Source organism: Roseovarius indicus, assembly GCF_008728195.1.
Taxonomy (GTDB): Bacteria; Pseudomonadota; Alphaproteobacteria; order Rhodobacterales; family Rhodobacteraceae; genus Roseovarius; species Roseovarius indicus.
On the sequence record NZ_CP031599.1, the window covers coordinates 398848 to 420370 of the forward strand.

25 protein-coding genes are annotated in these 21523 nt (G+C 58.6%); 16 read left to right on the forward strand and 9 right to left on the reverse strand.

Annotated elements, in window-relative coordinates; genetic code table 11:
* Nucleotides 1-93: 93 nt before the first annotated feature.
* The 3 genes from RIdsm_RS28215 (at nt 94) to RIdsm_RS30440 (ending at nt 1586) form a co-directional block, all read left to right on the forward strand.
* A complete protein-coding gene (locus RIdsm_RS28215) occupies nt 94-372 on the forward strand; it encodes a hypothetical protein (RefSeq protein WP_057821858.1) in 279 nt (92 codons plus the stop codon).
* A gap of 360 nt (nt 373-732) precedes the next feature.
* Nucleotides 733-1452 carry a YncE family protein gene (locus tag RIdsm_RS28220; RefSeq protein ID WP_160325917.1) on the forward strand — a complete coding sequence of 240 codons (720 nt, stop codon included), beginning with the start codon at nt 733-735 and terminating at the stop codon, nt 1450-1452.
* Nucleotides 1449-1586 carry a hypothetical protein gene (locus tag RIdsm_RS30440; RefSeq protein WP_177228471.1) on the forward strand — a complete coding sequence of 46 codons (138 nt, stop codon included), beginning with the start codon at nt 1449-1451 and terminating at the stop codon, nt 1584-1586. The genes RIdsm_RS28220 and RIdsm_RS30440 overlap by 4 nt, the downstream gene beginning before the upstream one ends.
* A 97-nt stretch (nt 1587-1683) precedes the next feature.
* Here the strand turns inward: RIdsm_RS30440 and RIdsm_RS28225 are convergent, their stop codons facing one another.
* Entirely contained in the window at nt 1684-2763 is a 1080-nt protein-coding gene (locus RIdsm_RS28225) for a DMT family transporter (protein ID WP_217625299.1), read from the reverse strand.
* Between the two features lie 117 nt (nt 2764-2880).
* Entirely contained in the window at nt 2881-3156 is a 276-nt protein-coding gene (locus tag RIdsm_RS28230; protein WP_057821849.1) for a hypothetical protein, read from the reverse strand.
* Between the two features lie 158 nt (nt 3157-3314).
* Here RIdsm_RS28230 and RIdsm_RS28235 point away from each other — a divergent pair, with 158 nt between their 5' ends.
* The 3 genes from RIdsm_RS28235 to RIdsm_RS28245 are packed head-to-tail and all read left to right on the forward strand — an operon-like array spanning nt 3315 to nt 5763.
* Nucleotides 3315-4037 carry a response regulator gene (locus tag RIdsm_RS28235; RefSeq protein WP_057821846.1) on the forward strand — a complete coding sequence of 241 codons (723 nt, stop codon included), beginning with the start codon at nt 3315-3317 and terminating at the stop codon, nt 4035-4037.
* Complete coding sequence (locus RIdsm_RS28240; RefSeq protein ID WP_201455616.1) at nt 4034-5446, forward strand: ATP-binding protein; 1413 nt, start codon at nt 4034-4036, stop codon at nt 5444-5446. The genes RIdsm_RS28235 and RIdsm_RS28240 overlap by 4 nt, the downstream gene beginning before the upstream one ends.
* Nucleotides 5443-5763, forward strand: coding sequence for an SHOCT domain-containing protein (locus RIdsm_RS28245; protein WP_236553424.1), 321 nt, complete (start codon nt 5443-5445; stop codon nt 5761-5763). The genes RIdsm_RS28240 and RIdsm_RS28245 overlap by 4 nt, the downstream gene beginning before the upstream one ends.
* 635 nt (nt 5764-6398) lie before the next feature.
* Here the strand turns inward: RIdsm_RS28245 and RIdsm_RS28250 are convergent.
* Nucleotides 6399-6695, reverse strand: coding sequence for a DUF2933 domain-containing protein (locus RIdsm_RS28250; protein ID WP_057821844.1), 297 nt, complete (start codon nt 6693-6695; stop codon nt 6399-6401).
* Nucleotides 6696-6867: 172 nt separating this feature from the next.
* Here RIdsm_RS28250 and RIdsm_RS28255 point away from each other — a divergent pair, with 172 nt between their 5' ends.
* The 5 genes from RIdsm_RS28255 (at nt 6868) to RIdsm_RS28275 (ending at nt 10625) form a co-directional block, all read left to right on the forward strand.
* Nucleotides 6868-7443, forward strand: a complete 576-nt coding sequence (locus RIdsm_RS28255; protein ID WP_057821842.1) for a L,D-transpeptidase — start codon at nt 6868-6870, stop codon at nt 7441-7443.
* 64 nt (nt 7444-7507) lie between these two features.
* Nucleotides 7508-7930 (forward strand): c-type cytochrome, encoded by a 423-nt coding sequence (locus tag RIdsm_RS28260; RefSeq protein WP_057821840.1) that lies wholly within the window; start codon nt 7508-7510, stop codon nt 7928-7930.
* Between the two features lie 108 nt (nt 7931-8038).
* Nucleotides 8039-9412, forward strand: a complete 1374-nt coding sequence (locus tag RIdsm_RS28265) for a multicopper oxidase family protein (protein ID WP_074940835.1) — start codon at nt 8039-8041, stop codon at nt 9410-9412.
* Nucleotides 9412-9897: a c-type cytochrome gene (locus tag RIdsm_RS28270; RefSeq protein WP_420854139.1), complete on the forward strand. Its 486-nt coding sequence runs from the start codon at nt 9412-9414 to the stop codon at nt 9895-9897. The genes RIdsm_RS28265 and RIdsm_RS28270 overlap by 1 nt, the downstream gene beginning before the upstream one ends.
* 23 nt (nt 9898-9920) lie before the next feature.
* Entirely contained in the window at nt 9921-10625 is a 705-nt protein-coding gene (locus RIdsm_RS28275; protein WP_420854144.1) for a DsbA family protein, read from the forward strand.
* Between the two features lie 53 nt (nt 10626-10678).
* Here RIdsm_RS28275 and RIdsm_RS28280 read toward each other — a convergent pair whose 3' ends face one another.
* A complete protein-coding gene (locus RIdsm_RS28280; protein WP_074940687.1) occupies nt 10679-10885 on the reverse strand; it encodes a heavy-metal-associated domain-containing protein in 207 nt (68 codons plus the stop codon).
* Nucleotides 10886-11022: 137 nt separating this feature from the next.
* Here RIdsm_RS28280 and RIdsm_RS28285 point away from each other — a divergent pair, with 137 nt between their 5' ends.
* From RIdsm_RS28285 to RIdsm_RS28305, 5 genes are all read left to right on the forward strand, one after another.
* Nucleotides 11023-13539, forward strand: a complete 2517-nt coding sequence (locus tag RIdsm_RS28285; RefSeq protein WP_057821741.1) for a heavy metal translocating P-type ATPase — start codon at nt 11023-11025, stop codon at nt 13537-13539.
* Between the two features lie 13 nt (nt 13540-13552).
* The gene (cueR, locus tag RIdsm_RS28290; protein ID WP_057821725.1) at nt 13553-13972 is read left to right on the forward strand and encodes a Cu(I)-responsive transcriptional regulator; all 420 of its coding nucleotides are present in this window, start codon (nt 13553-13555) and stop codon (nt 13970-13972) included.
* Nucleotides 13973-13986: 14 nt separating this feature from the next.
* Nucleotides 13987-14403 (forward strand): ion channel, encoded by a 417-nt coding sequence (locus tag RIdsm_RS28295; RefSeq protein ID WP_057821724.1) that lies wholly within the window; start codon nt 13987-13989, stop codon nt 14401-14403.
* 106 nt (nt 14404-14509) lie between these two features.
* Nucleotides 14510-15379, forward strand: a complete 870-nt coding sequence (locus tag RIdsm_RS28300; protein WP_057821722.1) for a DUF305 domain-containing protein — start codon at nt 14510-14512, stop codon at nt 15377-15379.
* Nucleotide 15380: 1 nt separating this feature from the next.
* Entirely contained in the window at nt 15381-16145 is a 765-nt protein-coding gene (locus RIdsm_RS28305) for a MauE/DoxX family redox-associated membrane protein (RefSeq protein ID WP_057821720.1), read from the forward strand.
* Between the two features lie 42 nt (nt 16146-16187).
* Here the strand turns inward: RIdsm_RS28305 and RIdsm_RS28310 are convergent, their stop codons facing one another.
* The 5 genes from RIdsm_RS28310 to RIdsm_RS28335 all read right to left on the reverse strand — a co-directional run bounded on the left by RIdsm_RS28310 (nt 16188) and on the right by RIdsm_RS28335 (nt 21510).
* Nucleotides 16188-16904, reverse strand: coding sequence for a copper-binding protein (locus RIdsm_RS28310; RefSeq protein ID WP_057821718.1), 717 nt, complete (start codon nt 16902-16904; stop codon nt 16188-16190).
* A 46-nt stretch (nt 16905-16950) separates the two neighbouring features.
* Nucleotides 16951-18309: a multicopper oxidase family protein gene (locus RIdsm_RS28315; protein WP_143100549.1), complete on the reverse strand. Its 1359-nt coding sequence runs from the start codon at nt 18307-18309 to the stop codon at nt 16951-16953.
* Between the two features lie 12 nt (nt 18310-18321).
* Nucleotides 18322-19782 carry a TolC family protein gene (locus RIdsm_RS28320; protein WP_057821715.1) on the reverse strand — a complete coding sequence of 487 codons (1461 nt, stop codon included), beginning with the start codon at nt 19780-19782 and terminating at the stop codon, nt 18322-18324.
* Nucleotides 19782-20057 (reverse strand): hypothetical protein, encoded by a 276-nt coding sequence (locus tag RIdsm_RS28325; RefSeq protein WP_057821713.1) that lies wholly within the window; start codon nt 20055-20057, stop codon nt 19782-19784. Before RIdsm_RS28325 ends, RIdsm_RS28320 begins: the two co-directional genes overlap by 1 nt.
* A gap of 664 nt (nt 20058-20721) precedes the next feature.
* A complete protein-coding gene (locus tag RIdsm_RS28335; RefSeq protein ID WP_082647570.1) occupies nt 20722-21510 on the reverse strand; it encodes a DsbA family protein in 789 nt (262 codons plus the stop codon).
* Nucleotides 21511-21523 lie beyond the last annotated feature (13 nt).

A 21523-nucleotide genomic window follows, 5' to 3' on the forward strand; every position in this document is an offset into this window, starting at 1 on the left:
CGACAGAACGTTACACGACCACTCCATGAGCCCGTTGCATAGCACATCCGATTTGCCATGTTTGTCAGGCAATAAGCCAAAAGGAGGCATTCTATGAAACGCAACACAACACTTATCCTCGCAACCTTGTTTTCCACAGCTCTCGGCGGAGCCGCACTCGCAGACATGGGGTATGTAACCGGGCATCATGAACTGCCCGACCGCGACAACAATGTCCACATGAATGACACGATGCGCGGACATTTCGATCACGCCGATCAGAACGGCGACGGCAAGGTCACCCGTGAGGAAGCGGAGGCGCACATGCAGGCCGCATCAGAGTTCATGGGGATGGTCGAAGAGCGGTTTGGTAATCCGCAGAGAGGCCAATGAGGCTATCGAACAGCCGCTCTGGCTAAAAAACGAGAGCCATCGTGTCTGCAAGTGGGAAATGGCTGCGGCGCTTGATATGCGTCGCAGTCAGGGCCGACATCGAGCGGATAATGACCATAATGTCTTCCAAGCATTGGCTCCGTTCGAATGGCGCACGATCAACACTGCGCGCCAATCTTGGCGGCATACTGGGATCAACGCCTACACAGAAAAGCTAAGTCCGAAAGAGGAAACGATCATATGAGAACTCCGCTCATGACAATTGGGGCTGCATTAGTGGCTAGCAGCGCTGCAATAGCCGATGTCTACATTCCTGAGGGAGAGCTCGGAACGGTTCTTCATCTGGACGAAAATTACTAGGTGGCGGGCCGCATAGAAGGGCTGGACAATGTTCACGGGCTGGCAGGCGCACCGAAACGAGGCATTCTGGTGGCCGGCAGTCTCTCGGAAAACCGAGGCGATAAGATGGCCAAGCCCTCCCAAGTTTCCGAGGAGGATCACGAAGCCCATCACGGCGGCGGAGAAATGGTTGAGCCAACCGCGGCGAGTCTGGTCACCTTGGTCGATGCCGACAGTCACAAAATACTGAGCCGCACCGAAGTGCCCGGCATTGTTCACCATGTTGGCATTTCTATAGATGAACGCTTTGGGGCAGTGACGCATCCCTGCCTTGATGCCGTATCGTTGATAGACCTCGACAGCGGCGAGGTAACGGACACAATCGCTACGGGACCGATCCCCGAATATGTGGTTGCGGATCCGGAGACTGGGAAATTCTTCGTTTCGAATGCCGGAAACAACACAATCAGCGAACTCGATCCAGACGACGGGATCGTAACTCGGAGCTTCAAATTGCAAGGCCCACCTAAGCACATGCTGCTGCTTGCAAGAGCCCGTCAATTGATTGTCAGCGAGTCTGATACCGGCAGGGTTTCCATAGTCGATGCCGACAATGGCGAAACTCTTGATACGTTCGAAATTTGCGGCGACCTTCATGGCGTCGCGGCCGGGTGGTGCGCATTGATCGCGACACAGGTGAACGCCTTGAAGTTAAAGTCGGACTTGAACCCTATCATATGACGCGCGTGGGCGACGCGCTTATGGTGAGCAGCGCCGCCAAGAACGAGCTATGGGTTCTCGATCCGAAAACGCTTGATCTGCTCGTGATTGTCGAGACGGACAGCACCGGGCATCAATTCGTCCCCATGCCATAGACGAAGCGAACCAAGGTGGCGGGCGCAAACGTACCCGCCACCGCGACGATCAGCCGATGGGTCAAACTTCATCCGGTTAACGCATTTTTGCCTACAATTATACGCCCTTAAAGTTCACATCTTTCTCGAGTTCCAAGGACTTCTTTCGGGCACTTTCCCTTTTGCGAACTGCGCTTTTTCGTCCAGATCGGGCCACCCAAATACCAAAAACCATCAAAACCCCTCCTGGAATCAAGCCCGATCCAGGGTCTTCGTTTAAGATCACCATCGCTATCGCGATAGCAGCCAGTGGTGAAAAGGAGGTGGCCAGCGAAACATCCCCTGCCTTCGCATGTTTCAACCCCAAGTTCCACGCAAGCTGCCCGATAATGATGATGAGAATTACGTATACCCAGATCCATTTGAGCAGGATCGGCTGGAGCATCTCCCCGAAATGATGGTGACCAGAAAAACCGATCTGGAAGCAGACGTAAATCAAGGTACCGACCACGGTCCTGAATATCGGGAAGACACCAAATGGAACCGTTTGCAGACTTGTCCTGGTGATGATTGTTGAAACAGTAAACGACAATGTGGCGACGAGAGCTGCGACCTCTCCAAGACCAATGGTGTGCCCGATATCGTCATCTTTGAATGCCAGAATGACGACTGCTCCCACCAGAATGATTAGGTTTCCCGCCATCGCTCTGAAATCAAATCGTTCACCCAGAAAGATAGCAGCAAGAACGAGGAAAGTTGGGGGGTCAATCCGGCCAGCTATTACAACGTTCGTTACGCTGGTGTTCTCCAGAGCAAAAAAATACAGCCCAGGCGTGACGGCCGAAGACAGCACTGCAGATACGGTCAAAAGCACCCATTCACGCGAAGAAAGACCACGAAGTTTTGTAAGCTCCCAGTCTCTTCCAAAGGCAAGCGACATAGGTATGAGCGAGATCAAAGACCCTAAAACCAGAAGGTTTGCGAAAGTGATCACGTTGTGGCCGTTGATGCGGTTCGCATCTCCTATGTTGACCAACATGGTCACGACGGAGTTGGATGCTGCGTAGATGATGACGGCCAGCCAACAAGACAACACACCCCACTTCGCCATGGTCGAATTGTTAAAGGCAGCGTCCCTTACCATAACCAAGGTATTCGACCTTATAGACTGAGTACAAGAACATTGCAGCGCCAACACGGACCGCCGCGTTTGGGTGCGACTTTTTCAAATTAAATGGGCTGCCTGCGCTACGCGGATTGAGGCATGCCGATGTTGCACTTGCCTCACTGATCTCTGGCGAGAGATCGTTTGCGATCAGAAGCCTGGATTAGCAAATTCGCCAAGCAATGCATTTCGCTTGAACCATTTGTCGCGGCCGTCGTGGACCTCGACCTCCTCGCGTGATGCCACCCCGTCTTGGTTGCGGTCTATGTGACGGAAGTGCGCTTTCATCGTGTCGCCCGAGTGGGAAAATTCGCTACGCTCGGGCAGTTTGTGATGTCCGGTGCCATAACCGCTTTCTGCCAAGACCGCGCTGCCAGCAGCGAGGGCGGCAGCTGCAGTGAGAATCAACGTGAGATTGTGCTCCATTGGTTCACTCCTTTTATTTTCTTATCGTGACCAACCATAATCCAGTGTCGGGAACTTGCCGAAGGTGAACATGTATCAATCTGTAGCAAACCCCGGCTTTGTTACGTTTGGTGACAAATTTCCTCGGCATCAATCTTTGGACCAGTTAAATACCAAGCATGAAGAACTCGCCCCATATACTACTGGTCGATGACAGCGCCGATATTCGCAAAGCCGTTACCCGATATCTGGAAAAGAATGACATGCGCGTCACAAGTGCCGTCGACGCAGCCCAGATGGATGACCTGCTCAAGGTTGGACGCTATGACCTCGTTGTGCTTGACGTTATGATGCCCGGCGAAGATGGAATATCGGTCTGTCGCCGCCTTTCCGCCGAGGCGGTGGCCCCAATTCTTATGCTGACCGCGCTTAGCGAGGAAATGGACCGCATTGTCGGCCTTGAGGTTGGCGCGGATGACTATTTGTGCAAACCCTTCAATCCTCGCGAACTGCTGGCGCGGATAAGGGCAATACTGCGCCGTGCACAAAGACCGGAACCGCTGGCCGGAAGTCTTACAGCAAGCCGCGTAAAGTTCGCGGATTGGACGCTCGAAACCGACACACGCCGTCTTGTCGCGGCAGATGGCCGAGAGGATGTGCTGACAACATCAGAGTTCAAACTGCTGACAATCCTGCTGGAACGCCCGCGTATCGTGATGAGCCGTGAGCAGCTTTTTGACCTGACGGTTGGACGAACTCCCCCCGCTTTTGACCGGACCATCGACAACCAGGTCAGCCGACTGAGGAGGAAGATTGAGTACAACCCGGGACGACCAAAAATCATCACCACGGTTCGAAACGGGGGCTACTGCCTTGCAACGGATGTCGAGGTGCAGCAGTGATCCGCAAGCGTCTGGATAGCTTGCGTGTCCAGCTTCTGCTGCTCATTATAGGCAGCCTCCTTGTGGCGCAGACAATAAGCCTCTGGCTGTTCGTGGACGAACGCGGCCTCGCCGTGCGCGCTGCGATCGGGGCAGAGGCGGCCGGACGCGCAGCGAATGTGGCGCTTCTCCTCGAACGGGCGCCACCGGACCTGCATGCCTCTATCCTCCGGGCCGCTGACTCCCCGCTTGCAAGGTTTCGGATCGACCCGCAGGCAGCTGTGGACCATCTTGATCACCGTGCAAAAGGAGCGGTTGAAGCGCGTATCAGGTCGTTGCTGGGTGCCGAAGACAGCCGCGAGATTCGCGTGGAGTTGCATGAAGTCGAGCGCGCATTCCCGCCAATGAAGATGATGCCACCGCAGATGGTAGCCGAGCACAAACAGATGATGCATGACAAGATATCAGGGCTTGAACTAACGCTCTCTATCGCGCTTGCAGGTGGCACTTGGCTGAATGTCGATACGCGCTTTCAGCGCCCGCCGCTGCAATGGCCGGTCTTTTCCGCGGTGAGCTTTGGCTTAACGGCGGCCTTGCTAATTGGCGTGGCTTGCTGGTACCTGCTTGCCCGCCTGACGTGGCCGCTCAGGCGTTTAGCCCAAGCCGCCGACAGTCTGGGTCGTGGTGAGGAAAGGGAACCGCTTCCGGTCGCTGGTCCAAGCGAAGTCAGAGATTTGACGGATACCTTCAATCGCATGCAGGAACGACTGATGCGCACGGTTGCGGACAAGACGCGTATCATGGCCGCTCTGGGTCATGATCTGCGCTCGCCACTGACCGCCTTGCGGGTTCACGCAGAGATGGTGGAGGAGGAGGAGACGCGCGACGCCTTGGTGAAATCCATCGAGGAGATGCAGGATATGGTCGAGCGCACGCTGGCTTTTGCGCGCGGCATGGCAATCAGTGAACCCCCGGAAACGGTGGAGTTGGGAAAATTTCTCACAGAGCTGAAACGGGACATGGTGGACGCCTTCCAACTCGAAACGGACGCACCGCTTCAGATAAGGCTTCGACCTAATTCTATGCGCCGAGCTCTGCGGAACATCGTGGATAATGCAGTGCGCTATGGTGAAGGTGTCGAGGTCACCTATACCCGGGAGTATGACAGAGCCCTGATCTTAGTTCGCGATCATGGCCCCGGCATCCCTGACACTCAGCTTGAAGAGGTTTTCGAACCTTTTTTCCGAGTCGAGACGTCACGCTCTCGCGAGACAGGCGGCACCGGTCTCGGCCTGTCAATCGCACGCACCATCTTGCGATCGCATGGTGGCGACATCACATTGCGGAACCACCCGGACGGTGGGCTTCTCGTGCGACTCGATTTGCCGTTCTCACAAAGTTTCAACCATCAAGAAAGGACAAGATCATGAATGACTATATTTGGGTGAAAACCAGCGTGATCGCTCTGTTGGCGGGCACAGTGCCGGCGCTCGCGGATCCGGGCAGCAATGGCAATGACACCTTCGGGCACATGATGTGGGGAGGTGCCCACGGTTGGTGGGGAGGCTTGGGAATGATCCTTTTCTGGGGGCTGATTATCGCCGTTGCCGTTTTCGTTTTTCGTATGCTCACCAGCAACCGCATTGGCGAGACCCGCGATGCGATGAAGATCCTCAAGGAACGCTATGCGCGCGGTGAGATCGACGAAGAAGAGTTTCTGCGCCGCAAGCAGCAACTCCAAGGTTGAGCCATTCTGGCCCATCGCGGCGGCGCTTGGTCCGCTCGGAAGCCAGACAGGCGGGGTGTGGTTGCTCTTTTTCTGGCAGACTGTTGCCTTCTGATGCGCTTGGTTCGCACACTGAATGAAAAAGCATTCCGTAGCGGTCAAAGATTTCCGGATACCGCGCAATGGTGTCATCGGGACGTATCCAGGCTGCCTGAATGGCAATGACGTCAGGCGTGCGGAGGCGGAGGTACGGGATTATTCATCGGAACTGGCCGCTAACCCCTGTTGCGGTCACAAATCGCGATCACGAGAACCAGCAAACCGAACCCGAGTGGCCGCACGCTCTGGACTGCTTTTCTCATGTTATGCCCCGCCGTTCCAAAACTTCCTTGTATCGCGCCGCATCTCGAGGATGTCACGTTTCCGTGAGCGGCGAGATCAGGAACTCTTCGTGGCGATCGGAACCGGTGATCACAGCAATACCATTAGAACGCTATTCGTTCAGTTTGCACCCCTTTGGAACTTGGGATTAAAAGTTCTGGGCTGCCAGCAAAGCCTCTCCGTCTTTTGTGCACGCGCCGAACGAAACCGAACAGACTCCGAGCGCGAACACAGCCAAGACCAAAGCGGCTCGCGCAAAGAGTTTCCGCAGTCGCCTATTCGGAAGCAACCGTCCTTCCACTCGCAGCCTGTTTTTCTGCGGCCTCGGAGGTGCTTTTCTTCTCGTCACCATGGCAGGATTTACCCATGACACGATGCATCACGAAATGGGCGCCGAGGCAGACAACCAGCGGCGCGAACAAGATCGCGTTGCTCGTCAGGTCGCTCGAAAGGCCACCCGCCGCAAGATAGAGCACGATGGGTGCCAGCATGATCGCACAGCAAGCCCACATCCCGTATTTCATCAACCTGCCGGTGGTTTCGTGCGAATCCGGCCTTTCAGTGTTCTTCATGGTTCCGACTCTCGGTTGTTTTGTCCCTGCTAAAGGCTTCCTCAACGGGAAGGTCAACGTTACAAACCGATACGAACTTCACGCTCTTGTCATCCGAACCATCCTTGACCCTCCAATGGAGGAAGGTGGTTAACGCCGCTCAGCTATAGGACCAGAATCACGGAGGCAGACCATGGGTGATATTACTTTTAAGGCATTGAATCGGCGGGCCTTTCTGTTTGCTTCGGCCAGCGGGCTGTTGTCGCTCGCAGCACCAACCGTGCTGCGCGCTCAGGAGGCTGCGCCGGCGCGCCGGAACATTTCTTCTTTCCGGTTGCATGATTGGCAGGACCATTTCGATTCTCTGGGCAAAGGCATTCTGCTGTCGGATACCACGACGCGGGTTCTTCAGCATTGGACGGCTGACGGGGAAATGCGCGTATACCCCACATCCGTTCCTATGAGCGACGAGTTGACGCGCCGCGGCTACAGCGAGATCGTCTACAAGGACGATGCGCCGGATTGGGTGCCCACCCCGTCGATGCGCGAGCGCGATCCGTCTTTGCCGGCATATGTCGCCCCCGGCCCCGAGAACCCGCTGGGCGTGCGCGCCATGCATCTGACCTGGCAGTACTACCGCATCCATGGGACCGGCGACACGCGCAAGATCGGTCGCAAATCCTCCAGCGGCTGCATTGGTCTCTACAACGAAGATATCATCGAAGTGTTCGACAGGACACCAATCGGCACCCAGGTCAAACTTATTTGAAGTAAGGATCAAATGAACAAGACAGTTCTGGCCATTCTGGCCTTCGTCGTGTTGGGCGGCGCACGTGTTGGGCGGCGCAGTCGTCTACTGGAACATCGCGCAGCAACCCCAGCAGGGGATGGGCCATTCGATGGGCGCGTCCGACACCAGTGATCTGGAATCGGGCGCGCCCATCGTCGAAGTTTCGCTGCCGGCGGAGCTTTCGGACCGGGCGCAGATGCGCAAGCGGGCCTACGAGGCGAAATGTGCGGAATGTCACGGCAAGAACGCCGCAGGCCAGAACGGGGTCGCACCACCACTCGTGCACAAGATCTACGAACCGAACCACCATTCCGACATGGCGTTCGTGATGGCCGCGAAAAACGGTGTGCGCGCGCATCATTGGAATTTCGGAAACATGCCGCCGGTTGAAGGTTTGACCGATGGCGACGTCAAGCTGATCGCCCACTATGTGCGTGAATTGCAGAGGGAAAACGGGATCAACTGAGCCTTCGGCAGGTTTCGGGCGCATACTGTCGCTTTCCGGCCTGATTTCCTGATCTTCGAACCCGGTTGCCGGCGCCATAATTGCCGCGATTGAAACACAGGACTCTCCATGCCGACGCGACGCGATTTTCTCATGCAGGGGGCGGCTGCCACCGCGGGCCTTACCGTTACAAAGCGGCTTTATGCCGCGACGTCAGAGTTCCAGTCCCTCGACGCCCGCACGGCCAGCGTTCAATTGGCGCCGGAAGGCTATCCCAAGACCGAAATCTGGGGCTATGGCGGCGCGATGCCCGGCCCTCAATTGCGTCTGCAGCAGGGTGCGCGGCTGCAACGCCGCTTCATGAACGAACTGCCCCAGGCAAGCACGGTGCACTGGCACGGGGTTCGCATAGACAATGCGATGGATGGCGTTGCGGGGCTGACCCAGCCCGCAGTCGAGCCGGGGCAGAGCTTCGACTATGATTTCATCGCGCCGGATGCCGGAACCTACTGGTATCACGCGCATAACCGATCGACCGAACAGGTGGCGCGCGGGCTCTATGGCGCGTTGATCGTCGAGGAGTCCGAGCCGCCGGACCTGGATCGGGAAGAGGCGCTGATCCTCGATGACTGGCTGCTCGACCCCGAAACGGCGCAGATCGAACCGGACTTCACCTCGCGCCATGACCGCAGCCATGCCGGGCGGCGCGGCAATTTCATCGCCACCAACGGCCGGTACGACCTTTCCCTGGACGTACACCAACACGAACGTCTGCGCCTGCGCCTCGTGAACGCGGCCAATGCGAGGATTTTCGTGCTGTCGCTTCAGGGCATGGAAGGCTGGACGGTTGCGCTGGACGGCATGCCGCTGCCACGGCCCGAGCCGCTGGCCGAGGCGCTGATCCTCGGCCCCGGCCAGCGGGCCGATTTGATCGTCGACGTGACCGCCCATCTCGTTCGCCTCGACGATCAGGAGGCGGCATCGCAGGTGGCTTTCCCCGTGACTGGAAAGGCCTTGGCCACACGCCGGGATGCACCGGACGCGCTGCCGCCCAATCCGGGGATGGAGGTGACCGGCCTCGATGACGCCAGGACCGTGCGGCTCGACATGCAGGGCGGCGCAATGGGCACGCTCGACAGCGCGATTCTGAATGGCGAGAGGAAAAGCTTTCGCGAGTTGGTGGACGCCAACCAGTTCTGGTCGTTCAATGGAACGATCGGCATGACCGATGCCCCGCTCGTCGATGTCGCGAAGGCGGAAACGGTCAAGCTGCAAATCCACAACGACACCGCCTTTCCCCACGCGATGCACTTGCACGGGCTGCATTTCCGCGAGATCGGCGAAGATGGCGGGCTCGGTCCCTTGCGCGACACGATCCTGATGTTCGGCGGCCAGACCCGCACGATCGGTTTTGTGGCCGACAATTCCGGCGACTGGCTGTTTCACTGCCACATGCTCAGCCACGCGGCCTCGGGCATGATGACCTGGATGAAGGTGACATAATGCGACGCTGGCTGATCCTCTTTCTGCTCATGGCCGGCGCGGCTGGCGTCGGCGCCTGGATGCTGGCGGGAGGGACATCCGGCACATCCGCCACGCCGGAACCGCCGCAGTCTATCGATCTCGCCGAGGGCGAAGAACTCTATCAGGAGTATTGCGCCTCTTGCCACGGGTCCGATCTCGAGGGACAGGCCGGATGGCGCTCGGCCGGAGAGGATGGCATCCTGCCCCCACCCGCGCATGACGAAACCGGTCACACCTGGCATCATCCTGATAGTGTTCTGTTCGACTATACCAAGCTCGGCGGAAAGAAGACCCTCGCGAAGCAGGGTGTGGATTTCCAAAGCGGCATGCCCGGTTTTGGCGATGAGCTGACCGATGCGCAGATATGGAACATCCTCGCCTTCATCAAATCCACATGGCCCGACCGTCAGCTGGAGGTCCAGGCCGCCCGCAGCGAAGCGGAACAGCAGAAAAGAGGAGACTGAAAATGTAATCGCTTCGATTGGCAGTGCTCGCCGTGAGCATCCTGTTGCCGCTTACCGCGTTCGCACAGGAGCTGAGCGAGGAACGCGTCAAGGAACTGGCCTTGGAAGCGATTCTGGAGAACCCCCAGATCATCATGGAAGCGGTGAAGCTTCTCGAACAGCAGGAACCGACCGCGCAGGCAGAGGCCACGGCCGACGTGCTCAAGGAACAACGCCAACTCTTGGAACAGGATCCGAACGCGCCGGTGCTGGGCAATCCTGATGGGGACGTCACTGTTGTGGAGTTTTTCGACTACAACTGTCCCTATTGCCGCAGGGCCATGTCGGAGGTTGAAGGTTTGATCGAGGCGGATCCGAATGTGCGGCTCGTCTTTCGCGAATGGCCGATACTCGGCGACGGGTCGGTCTTTGCGGCGAAGGCTGCCTTGGCGGCACGCAATCAGGACAAGTATGAGGAATTCCACTGGGCGTTGATGGGCATGGAGGAACGTGCGCAAGAGGCGTCTGTCCTGCGGATCGCCGAAGAAATCGGCCTTGACGTGGACCAGCTGCGTTCGGACATGGAGGCGCCGGAAATCCAGGCGCACATCGACGAATCGATGCGGCTGGCGCAGGCGTTGGGTTTCTACGGCACACCGTCATTCGTGATCGGCGACAACCTGGTTCCCGGTTTGGTCGAACAAGACCAACTGGAAGCCTTGGTCGATGAGGCCCGCGAAAGGGAATGAACCTCATGCGACGATGGAAAACTGGCGCCGGAATTGCCCGGCACCGGTGATCTTCAGGTCGTCGAAGCAGCCGTGACACCGTAACCGGCATTTCGGATCGCCTCCGTCAGGGCGTGCTCGTTCAGCACGCTATCAACCTCGACTTGCCGCGTACCCGTATCGCAGGTCACGGACGCTGTTGGGTCTATCGCCGTGATCGCCTTTTCGATCGTTGCGGTGCAATGGCCGCAACTCATATCCGGAACCTTGAAGCTGCGCATTTCTGTTTCCTCCAGTTCTCGGCATTAGATGCCTGCGTCCTGCATGGGAAGGTCGAGGGTGAAAAAATGTCCCGACATTGTTGACCTTCCAGCGGGGGGAACCCTTAGATATCGTTCAGGAGATGAAGGAGACGTTCATGCCGGGATCAAGAGATTTGCGTTTTTCTGTTCAGAACATGTCTTGCGCGTCCTGCGTCGGCCGGGTCGAGCGTGCGCTTTTAGCATTACCCGGGGTCGACGAGGTGAACGTGAACCTCGCCGCCGAAACGGCGCAGGCCCGGATCGACTCGGATGCCCGGATCCCCGAAGTGATCGGGGCGCTGGACAATGCCGGCTATCCCGCCCGCACTCAGACCGTGCGCCTGAACGTCTCGTCCATGTCATGCGCGTCCTGCGTCGGCCGCGTCGACAAGGCGTTGGCGGCGGTGCCGGGCGTGCTCGACGTGGACGTGAACCTCGCGTCGGAAACGGCGACGATCACCTATGCCGAGGGTGCGGTCGATCCGGCCGACCTGTTGCAAGCCGCCGAGGCGGCGGGCTACCCGGCCGAGTTGACCGAAGATGCTGCAGAGGATCGCGGCGCGCGCAAGGACGCTGAGGCCCATGCGCTCGCCCGCAGGACCGCTTTCGCGGCGGCACTGGCCCTGCCTGTCTTCCTGCTCGAGATGGGGGCGCATATCGTGCCGGGTATGCACGAGATGATAGGCCGCACGATCGGGCATCAAACCAGCTGGATGATCCAGTTCGTGCTGACGACCGTGGTGCTGTTCTGGCCTGGGCGCCATTTCTACACCAAGGGGTTCCCGTCCCTGTTCAAAGGCGCGCCTGACATGAACAGTCTTGTCGCGGTGGGCACGGGGGCAGCTTATCTCTATTCTGTTGTCGCGCTTTTCGCGACCAAGTTGCTGCCCGAGGCGGCCCGCGCCGTCTATTTCGAGGCCGCGGCGGTGATCGTCGTTCTCATCCTTCTGGGCCGCTGGATGGAGGCGCGCGCCAAGGGCCGCACCGGGGCCGCGATCCAGAAACTTCTGGGCCTGCAGGCCCGCACGGCGCGGGTTCTGGTGGAGGGCGAGGCGCAGGACGTGGCGATCGAGCGCATCCGCGTGGGGGACATCCTCGTCGTCCGGCCGGGCGAGCGCATCGCGGTGGACGGCGAGGTGACGCAAGGCCGCGCCCATGTCGACGAGAGCATGATCACCGGCGAGCCGGTTCCGGTTGCCAAGGCCGAGGGCGACCCCGTCACCGGCGGCACGGTGAACGGCACCGGCAGCTTCCGCTTCCGCGCGACCCGCGTGGGGGCGGATACCACACTGGCGCAGATCATCCGCATGGTCGAAGAGGCCCAGGGTGCCAAGCTGCCGATCCAGGGGCTCGTGGACAAAATCACGCTCTGGTTCGTGCCGGCGGTGATGGCCTTCGCCGCGCTGACGGTTCTGGTCTGGCTGCTGATCGGACCGGCGCCAGTGCTGTCCTACGCGCTGGTGGCAGGCGTGTCGGTGCTGATCATTGCCTGTCCCTGCGCGATGGGGCTGGCGACGCCCACCTCGATCATGGTCGGCACCGGGCGTGCGGCAGAGATGGGCGTGCTCTTCCGCAAGGGCGATGCGCTGCAGCAACTGACCGGCGTAGACGTGGTCGCGCTCGACAAGACCGGCACCGTGACCGAGGGCCGCCCCGAACTGACCGACCTCGTGCTGGCCGATGGGTTCGAGCGCTCCGAGGTTCTGGCCCTCGTCGCGGCGGTCGAGGCGCAGTCCGAGCATCCCATCGCCGAGGCGATCGTGCGCGCGGCGCAGGCCGAGGGCGTGGCGCGTCACGAGGTCGAGGGGTTCGACTCGATCACCGGCTTCGGCGTGCGGGCCACGGTCGCCGGTCGTGAGGTGCTGGTCGGCGCGGACCGCCTGATGACCCGCGAGGGGCTGAGCATCGAGGCGTTGGCCGAGATCGAGCGCCGCCTAGCCGAGCAGGGCCGCACGGCGCTCTTCGCAGCGGTGGATGGCAAGGTCGCGGCGCTCATCGGCGTGGCCGATCCGGTGAAGCCCGCCAGTGCCGCGGCCATCGGCGCGCTGCACGGCCTCGGGCTGACGGTCGCGATGATCACCGGCGACAAGCGCGAGACGGCCGAGGCCATCGCACGCGAGACCGGCATCGACCACGTGATCGCCGGGGTCCTGCCCGATGGCAAGGTTGCTGCGCTCGACGAACTGCGCCAGCGTGGCCAGCAGGTCGCCTTCGTCGGCGACGGCATCAACGACGCCCCGGCGCTCGCCCATTCCGATGTCGGCATCGCCATCGGCACCGGGACGGACGTGGCCATCGAATCCGCCGATGTCGTGCTGATGTCGGGTGACCTGCGCGGCGTCGTCAACGCCTTCGAGGTTTCGGCCCGCACCATGCGCAACATCCGGCAGAACCTGTTCTGGGCCTTCGGCTACAACGTGGCGCTGATCCCGGTCGCGGCAGGCGTGCTCTACCCGGCCTTCGGCCTGCTGCTGTCACCGGTGCTGGCCGCCGGGGCGATGGCGCTCAGCTCGGTCTTCGTGCTGACCAACGCATTGCGCCTGCGCCGGATCCGCCCGGCCATGGATGAAGCCAGCAGCTTGAAATCTGAAGGGGCGGGTTCTCTGTCCCCTGCCCCTGTCGCCGCTCAATAAGGAGGATCATGAAATGAATATCGGAGATGTCGCCAGCCTTTCCGGGCTACCCGCCAAGACGATCCGCTATTACGAGGATATCGGTCTGGTCAAACCGCTACGCAGCGCGAATGGCTACCGCTCCTTCCGCGAAAGCGACGCGCACAAGCTGGCGTTCCTAGGCCGCGCGCGCGCGCTTGGGTTCACCATCGAGGATTGCCGCAATCTTCTTGCGCTCTACGAGGACGAAGCGCGCGCCAGCGCCGAAGTCAAGGAGATCGCCAAGCAACATCTCGAGCGGATCGACGGCAAGATCACCGAGTTGAAGGAAATGCGGGCAACGCTCGCCCATCTTGTCGAGGAATGTGCCGGAGATCATCGGCCGGACTGTCCAATCCTGGCCGATCTGGCTGCGAAACGTCGCGAGGAAGAAACGCGCCGGAAATCGGCGTAGCCGGATCCGCACCCTTGGCCTGGGTCATTCTCTTGGCAATCACTCTTTTCGGATTGAGTGGGCTTGTGCATGTCCGCGCGATGATGTTCGTGAAGACTCGCACAAAGCGCGCGCCGTTCATGCAGCCCGGACGTCTTCTATTTGCCCTCTATTCCCTGTCGACCGCCCACATAGTCGAAGCCGGCCTTTACGCCCTCGGTTTCAGTGTCGGTGAATTGATGGGTATCGGCGGCTTCGAACAGGAAGACGTCGACACGTTCATGGATGTCTTCTATTTTTCCTTGGTCAACTATTCGTCCCTCGGCCTTGGCGATATCTATCCCACGGGCCATTTGCGTTTTCTGGCCGGTGTCGAGGCCCTGAACGGCTTTCTGCTGATCAGTTGCTCGGCCTCCACCATCTTTCTCGTGGTGACGAGGGACAAGAAATAGAAACATCAAACAATCCTATACTTAGCTAAACGTGGTGGAACACTCCAGCGCTGGAAGGTTGTTAGTGCGTTATATGCATCGCCAGCCAGAGCAAAAGGAGTATGAAATGTCATATTGGAGATTTGCAGCTATGATCGCGACTTCCACGGTCGTGATGTTCGGGCTTATGTATCTGAATACTTACCTCATTTCCCACTTTTTCTGGTCAGAAACCCGGGCTTACATGGCGCTGCTGATGGGTGCGACGATGGCCATCATCATGCTGGGTTTCATGCTGTCGATGTATTCCAGCAAGGCGATCAACGCCGCGATTTTCGCTGGCGCTGCCATCGCCTTCGCCGGGTCGCTCTGGCTCGTGCGCAGCCAGGCGACGGTTGGCGATACCAGTTTCATGCGCGCGATGATCCCGCACCATTCGATCGCGATCATGACGTCGAGCAGGGCCAACATATCCGACCCCCGTGTACGTAAGCTGGCGGACGAGATCATCTATGCGCAGGACAAGGAAATTGCCGAAATGCGCTATCTCGTCAATGAGATCGAGGCATCGGGTGACACGTCCGAGCCCGAGACGCCCGCGAGCCCCCGCATCGTGAGCCTCGACGAGGCTCTCTCGACCGCGAACATCGCCGTGCTCGATGCCGGGTTCCTGACCGAGCAAGAGATCGCTCAGCTTCTGCCCAACGGCGCGGCCTGCACTTTCAACTACACCACTGGCAGCCCGGCTTCGCTAGCACTGGGCGAAGTGGATGGCGAGCCCGTCGGGCTGCTCAAGCTGAGTGGTGACCTTGTCCGCGTCGATCAGGAGGCATCCGGCGAACTGGGTACCGAAGGTCTGTCGATCAGTCTTGGCGCCGCCGAGGAGGGTAACACACTTGAGACCGTCGGGGTCGATCCAGCGGAGGCGACCATGACGCTAGAGCTCAATCCCGGCCTTTCCGCCGGTTACCGCGGCTACTACAGTTGCGGGGTCTGACATGGATCAACAGGCAAGCAGAAACATTGCCAGGCTCTATCGCATGGTCATGCCGAGCCACCTTTGCCCCTATGGCCTGAAGTCAAAAGACTTGCTGGAAAGGAAAGGCTACGAGGTCGAGGATCACTCCCTAACCACCCGCGAGGAAACCGACGCCTTCCTAGATAAGCACGGCGTCAAAACCACGCCCCAGACTTGGATTGGGGGCGAGCGCGTCGGAGGGTACGAAGACTTGCGAGAGCATTTTGGTAAGGAGGTGCAGGACGCGGACAAAACCAGCTACCAGCCCGTGATTGCGATCTTCGCAGTCGCATTCTTCATGGCCCTTGGCTTGAGTTGGGCAACGTTCGGCTCGATACTGACAATGCGCGCGACGGAGTGGTTTATCGCAATCTCGATGTGTTTTCTGGCAGTCCAGAAACTGCAGGATGTCGAAAGCTTCTCAACGATGTTCCTGAATTACGACCTTCTGGCCCGCCGTTGGGTTCGCTATGGATATCTCTATCCCTTCGGCGAAGCTTTCGCGGGCATCTTGATGATCGCGGGGGCTCTGACTTGGCTTTCCGCGCCGGTCGCATTGTTCATCGGGACTGTGGGCGCGGCTAGCGTCTTCAAGGCGGTCTATGTCGACAAACGCGAGTTGAAATGCGCCTGTGTCGGTGGCGACAGCAACGTGCCGCTTGGCTTTATCTCGCTGACCGAGAACCTCATGATGATGTTCATGGGCATCTGGATGCCGATAAAGATTTTTGCGCTCGGGTGGTAACGGCTTCCGGGCGGCGGCACGCCACCCGGAAATTTTGATGCTCTATTTCATCTGCGTGACAGTCAGTTTACCCTTGACCCGGTCAGCGACGAATTCGATGTCCTGACCTTCCGCCATCTTGGCCACCATCGCCTCATCGGCGCGGAACACCATGGTCATTGCGGGCATATCAAGGTTGACGAGAGGGCCGTGGATAATTGTGACCTTGCCGGCTTTGGCGTCGATTTTCTTAATGGTCCCGCTCGTGTATTCCACGTCAGCCTGAGCCATCTGGTCACCGACTGCGACCTCACGGTGCATGCCGGATTCGTAGTGGCCCGGGATCAGGCACGCCGCTTCGAACGTACCAGAATTCGCGAAAGTCCAGACAACCTCACCCGACGCGCCCGCATCGAGACGGATACGGTTCGGATCGTCGTGTTCCATGTCCATCTTGGCCATTTCGATCTTGTGCTCGGCATTGCGCTCGACCGTGTCGAGGACAAACTCATGCTCCAACTCACCCTTGTTGGTGATGTTGAAGCGAATGGTTTCGCCCTCCTTGATATCCATCGGCTCGCTCTCGATCAGCATCTGGCCCTCATCGTTTTCGAGCAAAGTGACGTCGATTGTGCGGTCCACCTTGGCGGCGTCACCCGGCATGCCGACCATCATTGCGGCTGGCTTGGTCTCCCCATGTCCGCCGTCATGTGTACCTGTAGCATAGACCGGTGCGGAAAGCGCGATTGCGAAGCTTGTCGTCAGAAGAAGATTTCTCATTTCGTTTTCCTGTAGGTTGGTTTGGTTGGAGATGACGAAGGGCTGCTCAGCCCTTCGAGGTTGGTTTCGGTGTGAGAATGGTCTTGGGGCTGTTGTTGGAGGCGAATTCAGGCAACTCGCCGGTCCATTCATAGGCCATCTCGCCCGGGGGGTTCTCGTACCAGCCGGGATCGGAGTAATCGTCCGCGTCGATGCCGTCCCGCACCTTTACGACCGAAAACATGCCGCCCATCTCGATGGGTCCATACGGCCCCCAACCCGTCATCATCGGGATGGTATTGTCAGGTAGCGGCATTTCCATTTTTGCCATGTCCCCCATGCCGTTCGTTCCCATCGGCATGTACTCCGGCTGAAACTGACGGATTTTCTGGGTCAGTGGTTTCTTGTTCACACCGATGAAGGTCGGCACATCGTGGCCCATTGCGTTCATGGTATGATGAGACTTGTGACAATGGATCGCCCAGTCGCCCAGATGATCGGCTGTGAACTCGTATGCGCGCATGGCGCCAACGGGTATGTCGATGCTGACCTCCGGCCATTGGGCTTCGGGCGGCACCCAGCCACCATCTGTGCAGGTGACCTTGAAGTCATAGCCGTGCATGTGAATAGGGTGATTGGTCATCGTCAAGTTGCCGACGCGCACCCGCACCCGGTCCCCTTTGTTGACAACCAGCGGGTCAATGTCGGGGAAGATGCGGCTGTTCCAGGTCCATAGATTGAAATCTGTCATCGTCATGATCCGTGGCACATAGGTGCCCGGATCTATGTCAAAGGCGTTGAGCATGATCAGGAAATCACGGTCAACCGGCATGAACGAAGGATCCTTTGGATGAACAACAAACATCCCCATCATGCCCATGGCCATCTGGACCATTTCATCGCCGTGAGGATGGTACATGAAGGTGCCGGACTTCACCAAGTCGAACTCGTAGATGAAGGTCTTTCCTGGTGGGATACCGGGGTGACTCAGACCGCTCACGCCGTCCATGCCGGAAGGCAGGATCATACCGTGCCAGTGGATCGTCGTCGCTTCCGGCAGCTTGTTGGTCACGTAAATGCGTACTCGGTCGCCTTCGACCGCCTCGATGGTCGGACCGGTGGATTGGCCGTTGTAACCCCACAGATGCGCGACCATGCCATCGGCCAATTCACGCTCGACAGGCTCGGCAACGAGATGGAACTCCTTGACCCCGCCATTCATGCGGTGCGGGAGCGTCCAGCCGTTGAGCGTCACGACGGGATTGTATTCCGGTCCGGACGAGGGCCGCGGAGTGATCGCTGTCTTGGCACTATCCATCTGGGCCGCTTCTGGCAGACCCATGTTGGTGGTCTTGCCCCAAGCTTGAGAGGAGACGAGCGCCGCTCCTGCGGCGCCGGCCCCGAGTAACTGACGTCGATTGATCATGTCATATTCCTTTCAGTGTCCTGCGCCGCCACCGGCGGCAAGTGATACGCCCTCTCCATCGCCCATTCCGCCTGCGCCACCGCCATAGATGGCGGTTGTCAGGTTCGCCTGAGCCAGGTAGAAGTCGCGCTTTGCATTGGCAGCTTCCAGCGACGCGCCAAGTTTTTCGCGCACATCCGTGAGCAATTCGAAAGTGTTGGTAATCATGCCGTTATAGGACAGCAGACCCTCTTCCTCGACGGTCTTGCGCAGCGGTACCAGCACGTCGCGATAGTGACGCGCAATCTTGTAGGATGCGTGATAGGCGGTCTCTGCAGCACGTGCCTCAGACCGTACGTTGACCGCACGTTCGGCCAAGACATTTGCCGCCTGAAGATACATCAGTTCGGCCTTGCGCATCCTCGCTTTACCGGTGTCATAGATCGGTATTGCGAACTCGAGCTCAATCTGCGGGGTTGTCTCAGTTTCAAGGTTTCCATCTTCTCTCTCCCGTTCAGCTTCGAAGCCTCCGATGAGCTCGAGATCGGTCACAAGCCGCGTTTGATCGGTCAGCCCGAATGCCGCCGCCTGCGCTTCAAGCCCCAGTTTAGCGACCCGCAAGTCGAACCGGTTTCGAAGGGCTTTGCCCTCCAGGTTCGTGATCGGTCCAACCGACCGTGGCAGGGTCGGCAGGACATCGGGCACGTAATAATTCACTTCGGTGCCCCACAGCCCCATCAGCCGGGTCAACTCTTCCTTGGCTACGGCTGCGTTGAGGCGCGCCTGTGCCAGCTGACCAGCCAGTTCGGCATTGAACGCTTGTTCCCGCGCCTGCCCGGCCTTGTTCAGCGCGCCGGTCTCGCCCAGCCGGGCCGCAAGTTCTGACCCGGCATCGGATGTGGCTTTGGCACGTTTAAGATACGTAACGGTCTCAAACGCGGCCACGGCGTTGATCCACGCTGTTCGGGTTTGGTTGGCAAGCGAAAGAGTATCGTTAACAGCGTTCATCTGTGCTGCACGGAAGTTGACGTCGGCAAGCGCAACACGTTGCTGGCGCGTTTGTGCATCGAGGATATTCGCACGAAACAACCCCTCGATTGCCCGGTAGGCACCCAACTCCGCAGCGCCTATACCCAGCACCCCGATCGACACGATCGGGTTTTCAGGCGTAGCTTCTTGCCACGCGTCTGCCGCAGAAAGCCCGACATTAGCGTAAGAGGCTTGCAACCCCTTGTTGTTCAAGAGCGCGACTTGGACGGCGGTGTCTGCAGAAATCGTCCGTTGGTGGACCATTGCGTGAACTTGCTTTTTCAGCTCCGCGTTCTCGGCTTGGGTCTGAGCAAAGGCTGTTCTCTTGCCGATCGTTGCCGCGGTCTGGTTTGATACGTTCGCAAACCCGGCCTTCTGATCTCTGTAGGACTCTGGAACAGCCGTGGCGCAGGCCGCCAGCGTCAGCGGGAGGCCGAGCGCGAGTGAAAGTTTCGACATAACCATCAGTTTGCCTCCGATTGCTCTTCGTTGACCTTGCGCCAGTCGCGGGGCCCTGTCGGGCCGCGATAGGTGTAGCCAGCCAAGGGGTTTTGATAGCTGATCGGCGACGAAACTGTCGCGTTGACAACGGCCTTTTGAGCCGCAACGGACGGCAACGGAGTGGGTTCATAGGCGCATGCGCCAAGCCCGAGGGCCGAAGCCCCCATGAGTAGATAAATTTTCATGAACGTAACCTGATTGATGAACGTTGTCTCACGCACTTCGTGCGCAAGGTTCACACCCTATATGGGTGCCGGTTCAGATCAGGAATCGAGGAGGCCGTAGAAATTCGGACGTTTCGACAGAATGTGTGAAGCCGTCCAAAATGACATATACCTTTGCACCAACCCGCTCTGGGCAAACTTTGGAATCTTCCAGTAAAACGACAGAAATGCAGATACCGTTGCAACACTCATCGAATTGTTGCTTTCTGTCACCCTTATCGGACATTGCGGTGCTGATGTCGCTCACAATCTTACGCACGATATGTGCGTCGTGCGCATCGTACCCCTCATCATGCGACGCGGCAGTATCAGAAGGACTGACCGACTTGGCTTGATGCGTATCATGCATGCCAGACGCCGCGTGAGCAGCAGAAGGTGGCGAAAACACCAGAGATAACGCAAACGCAATGCACGTAAGCGCTTTAAGCCAGCATGATATAACAACTTGAACATTCACCGTCCGACTATCGGATACCGAAGCAACTCTGTCAATCCTCCCTGCACCGGAAGGAGTGAGGTGTTACTGGCAACTTGCCCCATGGTGCCGTTCTGTGTCGGCGATGTGATTCTTTAAGTTACTAGAGGTTTAAGAGAAAAATTGATGCCACACGGCCTTGTTTGTTCGCAACTTAGATAACGATAACCATTGGCGCGGCGAACCTGCCAAACTAGTCGCCGACTAGCATCCTGGAGGTGGGCCTTCGTCGCTCTCCGCGGCTATCAAAGAATTCAATGTGGCCTTTCGGATCGTGCCAATGACGATTGTGCGACCCACGACCAAAGCCGGCGTTCCGGGAAACGCGAAGCGTTGGACAAGCAAAGCACTCGTTCGGAGCTCCTGAGTCGTGGCCTCGCTCGCCATGTCCGCAAACAATTGTTCGGAATTGATACCGGCAGCTTCCGCCAATTCTCGAAGGTATGCATCCGTCGGCACGAGACTGGTCCGCTGCAACCGTCTGTTGAACATGCGCCGCGCACCCTGCTGATGTGCCGCGATCGCAGCACGTGCAGATGTTTCAGACGGCGCCCCGAAAATCGGCCACTCGTGATACTTGAGATGTACCATTCCCTCGGCCTCAATTTCTAGCAGGTCTCCTGAGATTAGTTCGCAATTGGGGCAGTTGTAATCGGAGAAGAATGCCACTGGCACGACGCCGGCTTGGAAGCTCTTTCGGCCAAACAGCGACTCGCATAAGTTTTCGCTGGAAACCGTTCGGTTGTTCACCGGATTTTCATCGGTCGTTTCCATGCCGACGAATGGATCAAATGCGGCGGACGTCGTTCCAATCAGGCCAAGGCGACGAAATCCACGTGGATCGTCTACTTCAATGAAGTTGAGATCGCGCGCCACCTGATCCAACACCGAAGACCCGCCGCGAGCGAGCAAGATTGCAGCAACCCCCACCGATGCTAAAACTAGCAAGTCGCGACGACGGGCAGCGCTACGTGGAAGTTTAGTTTCCGCCATTGTTGAGCACCCG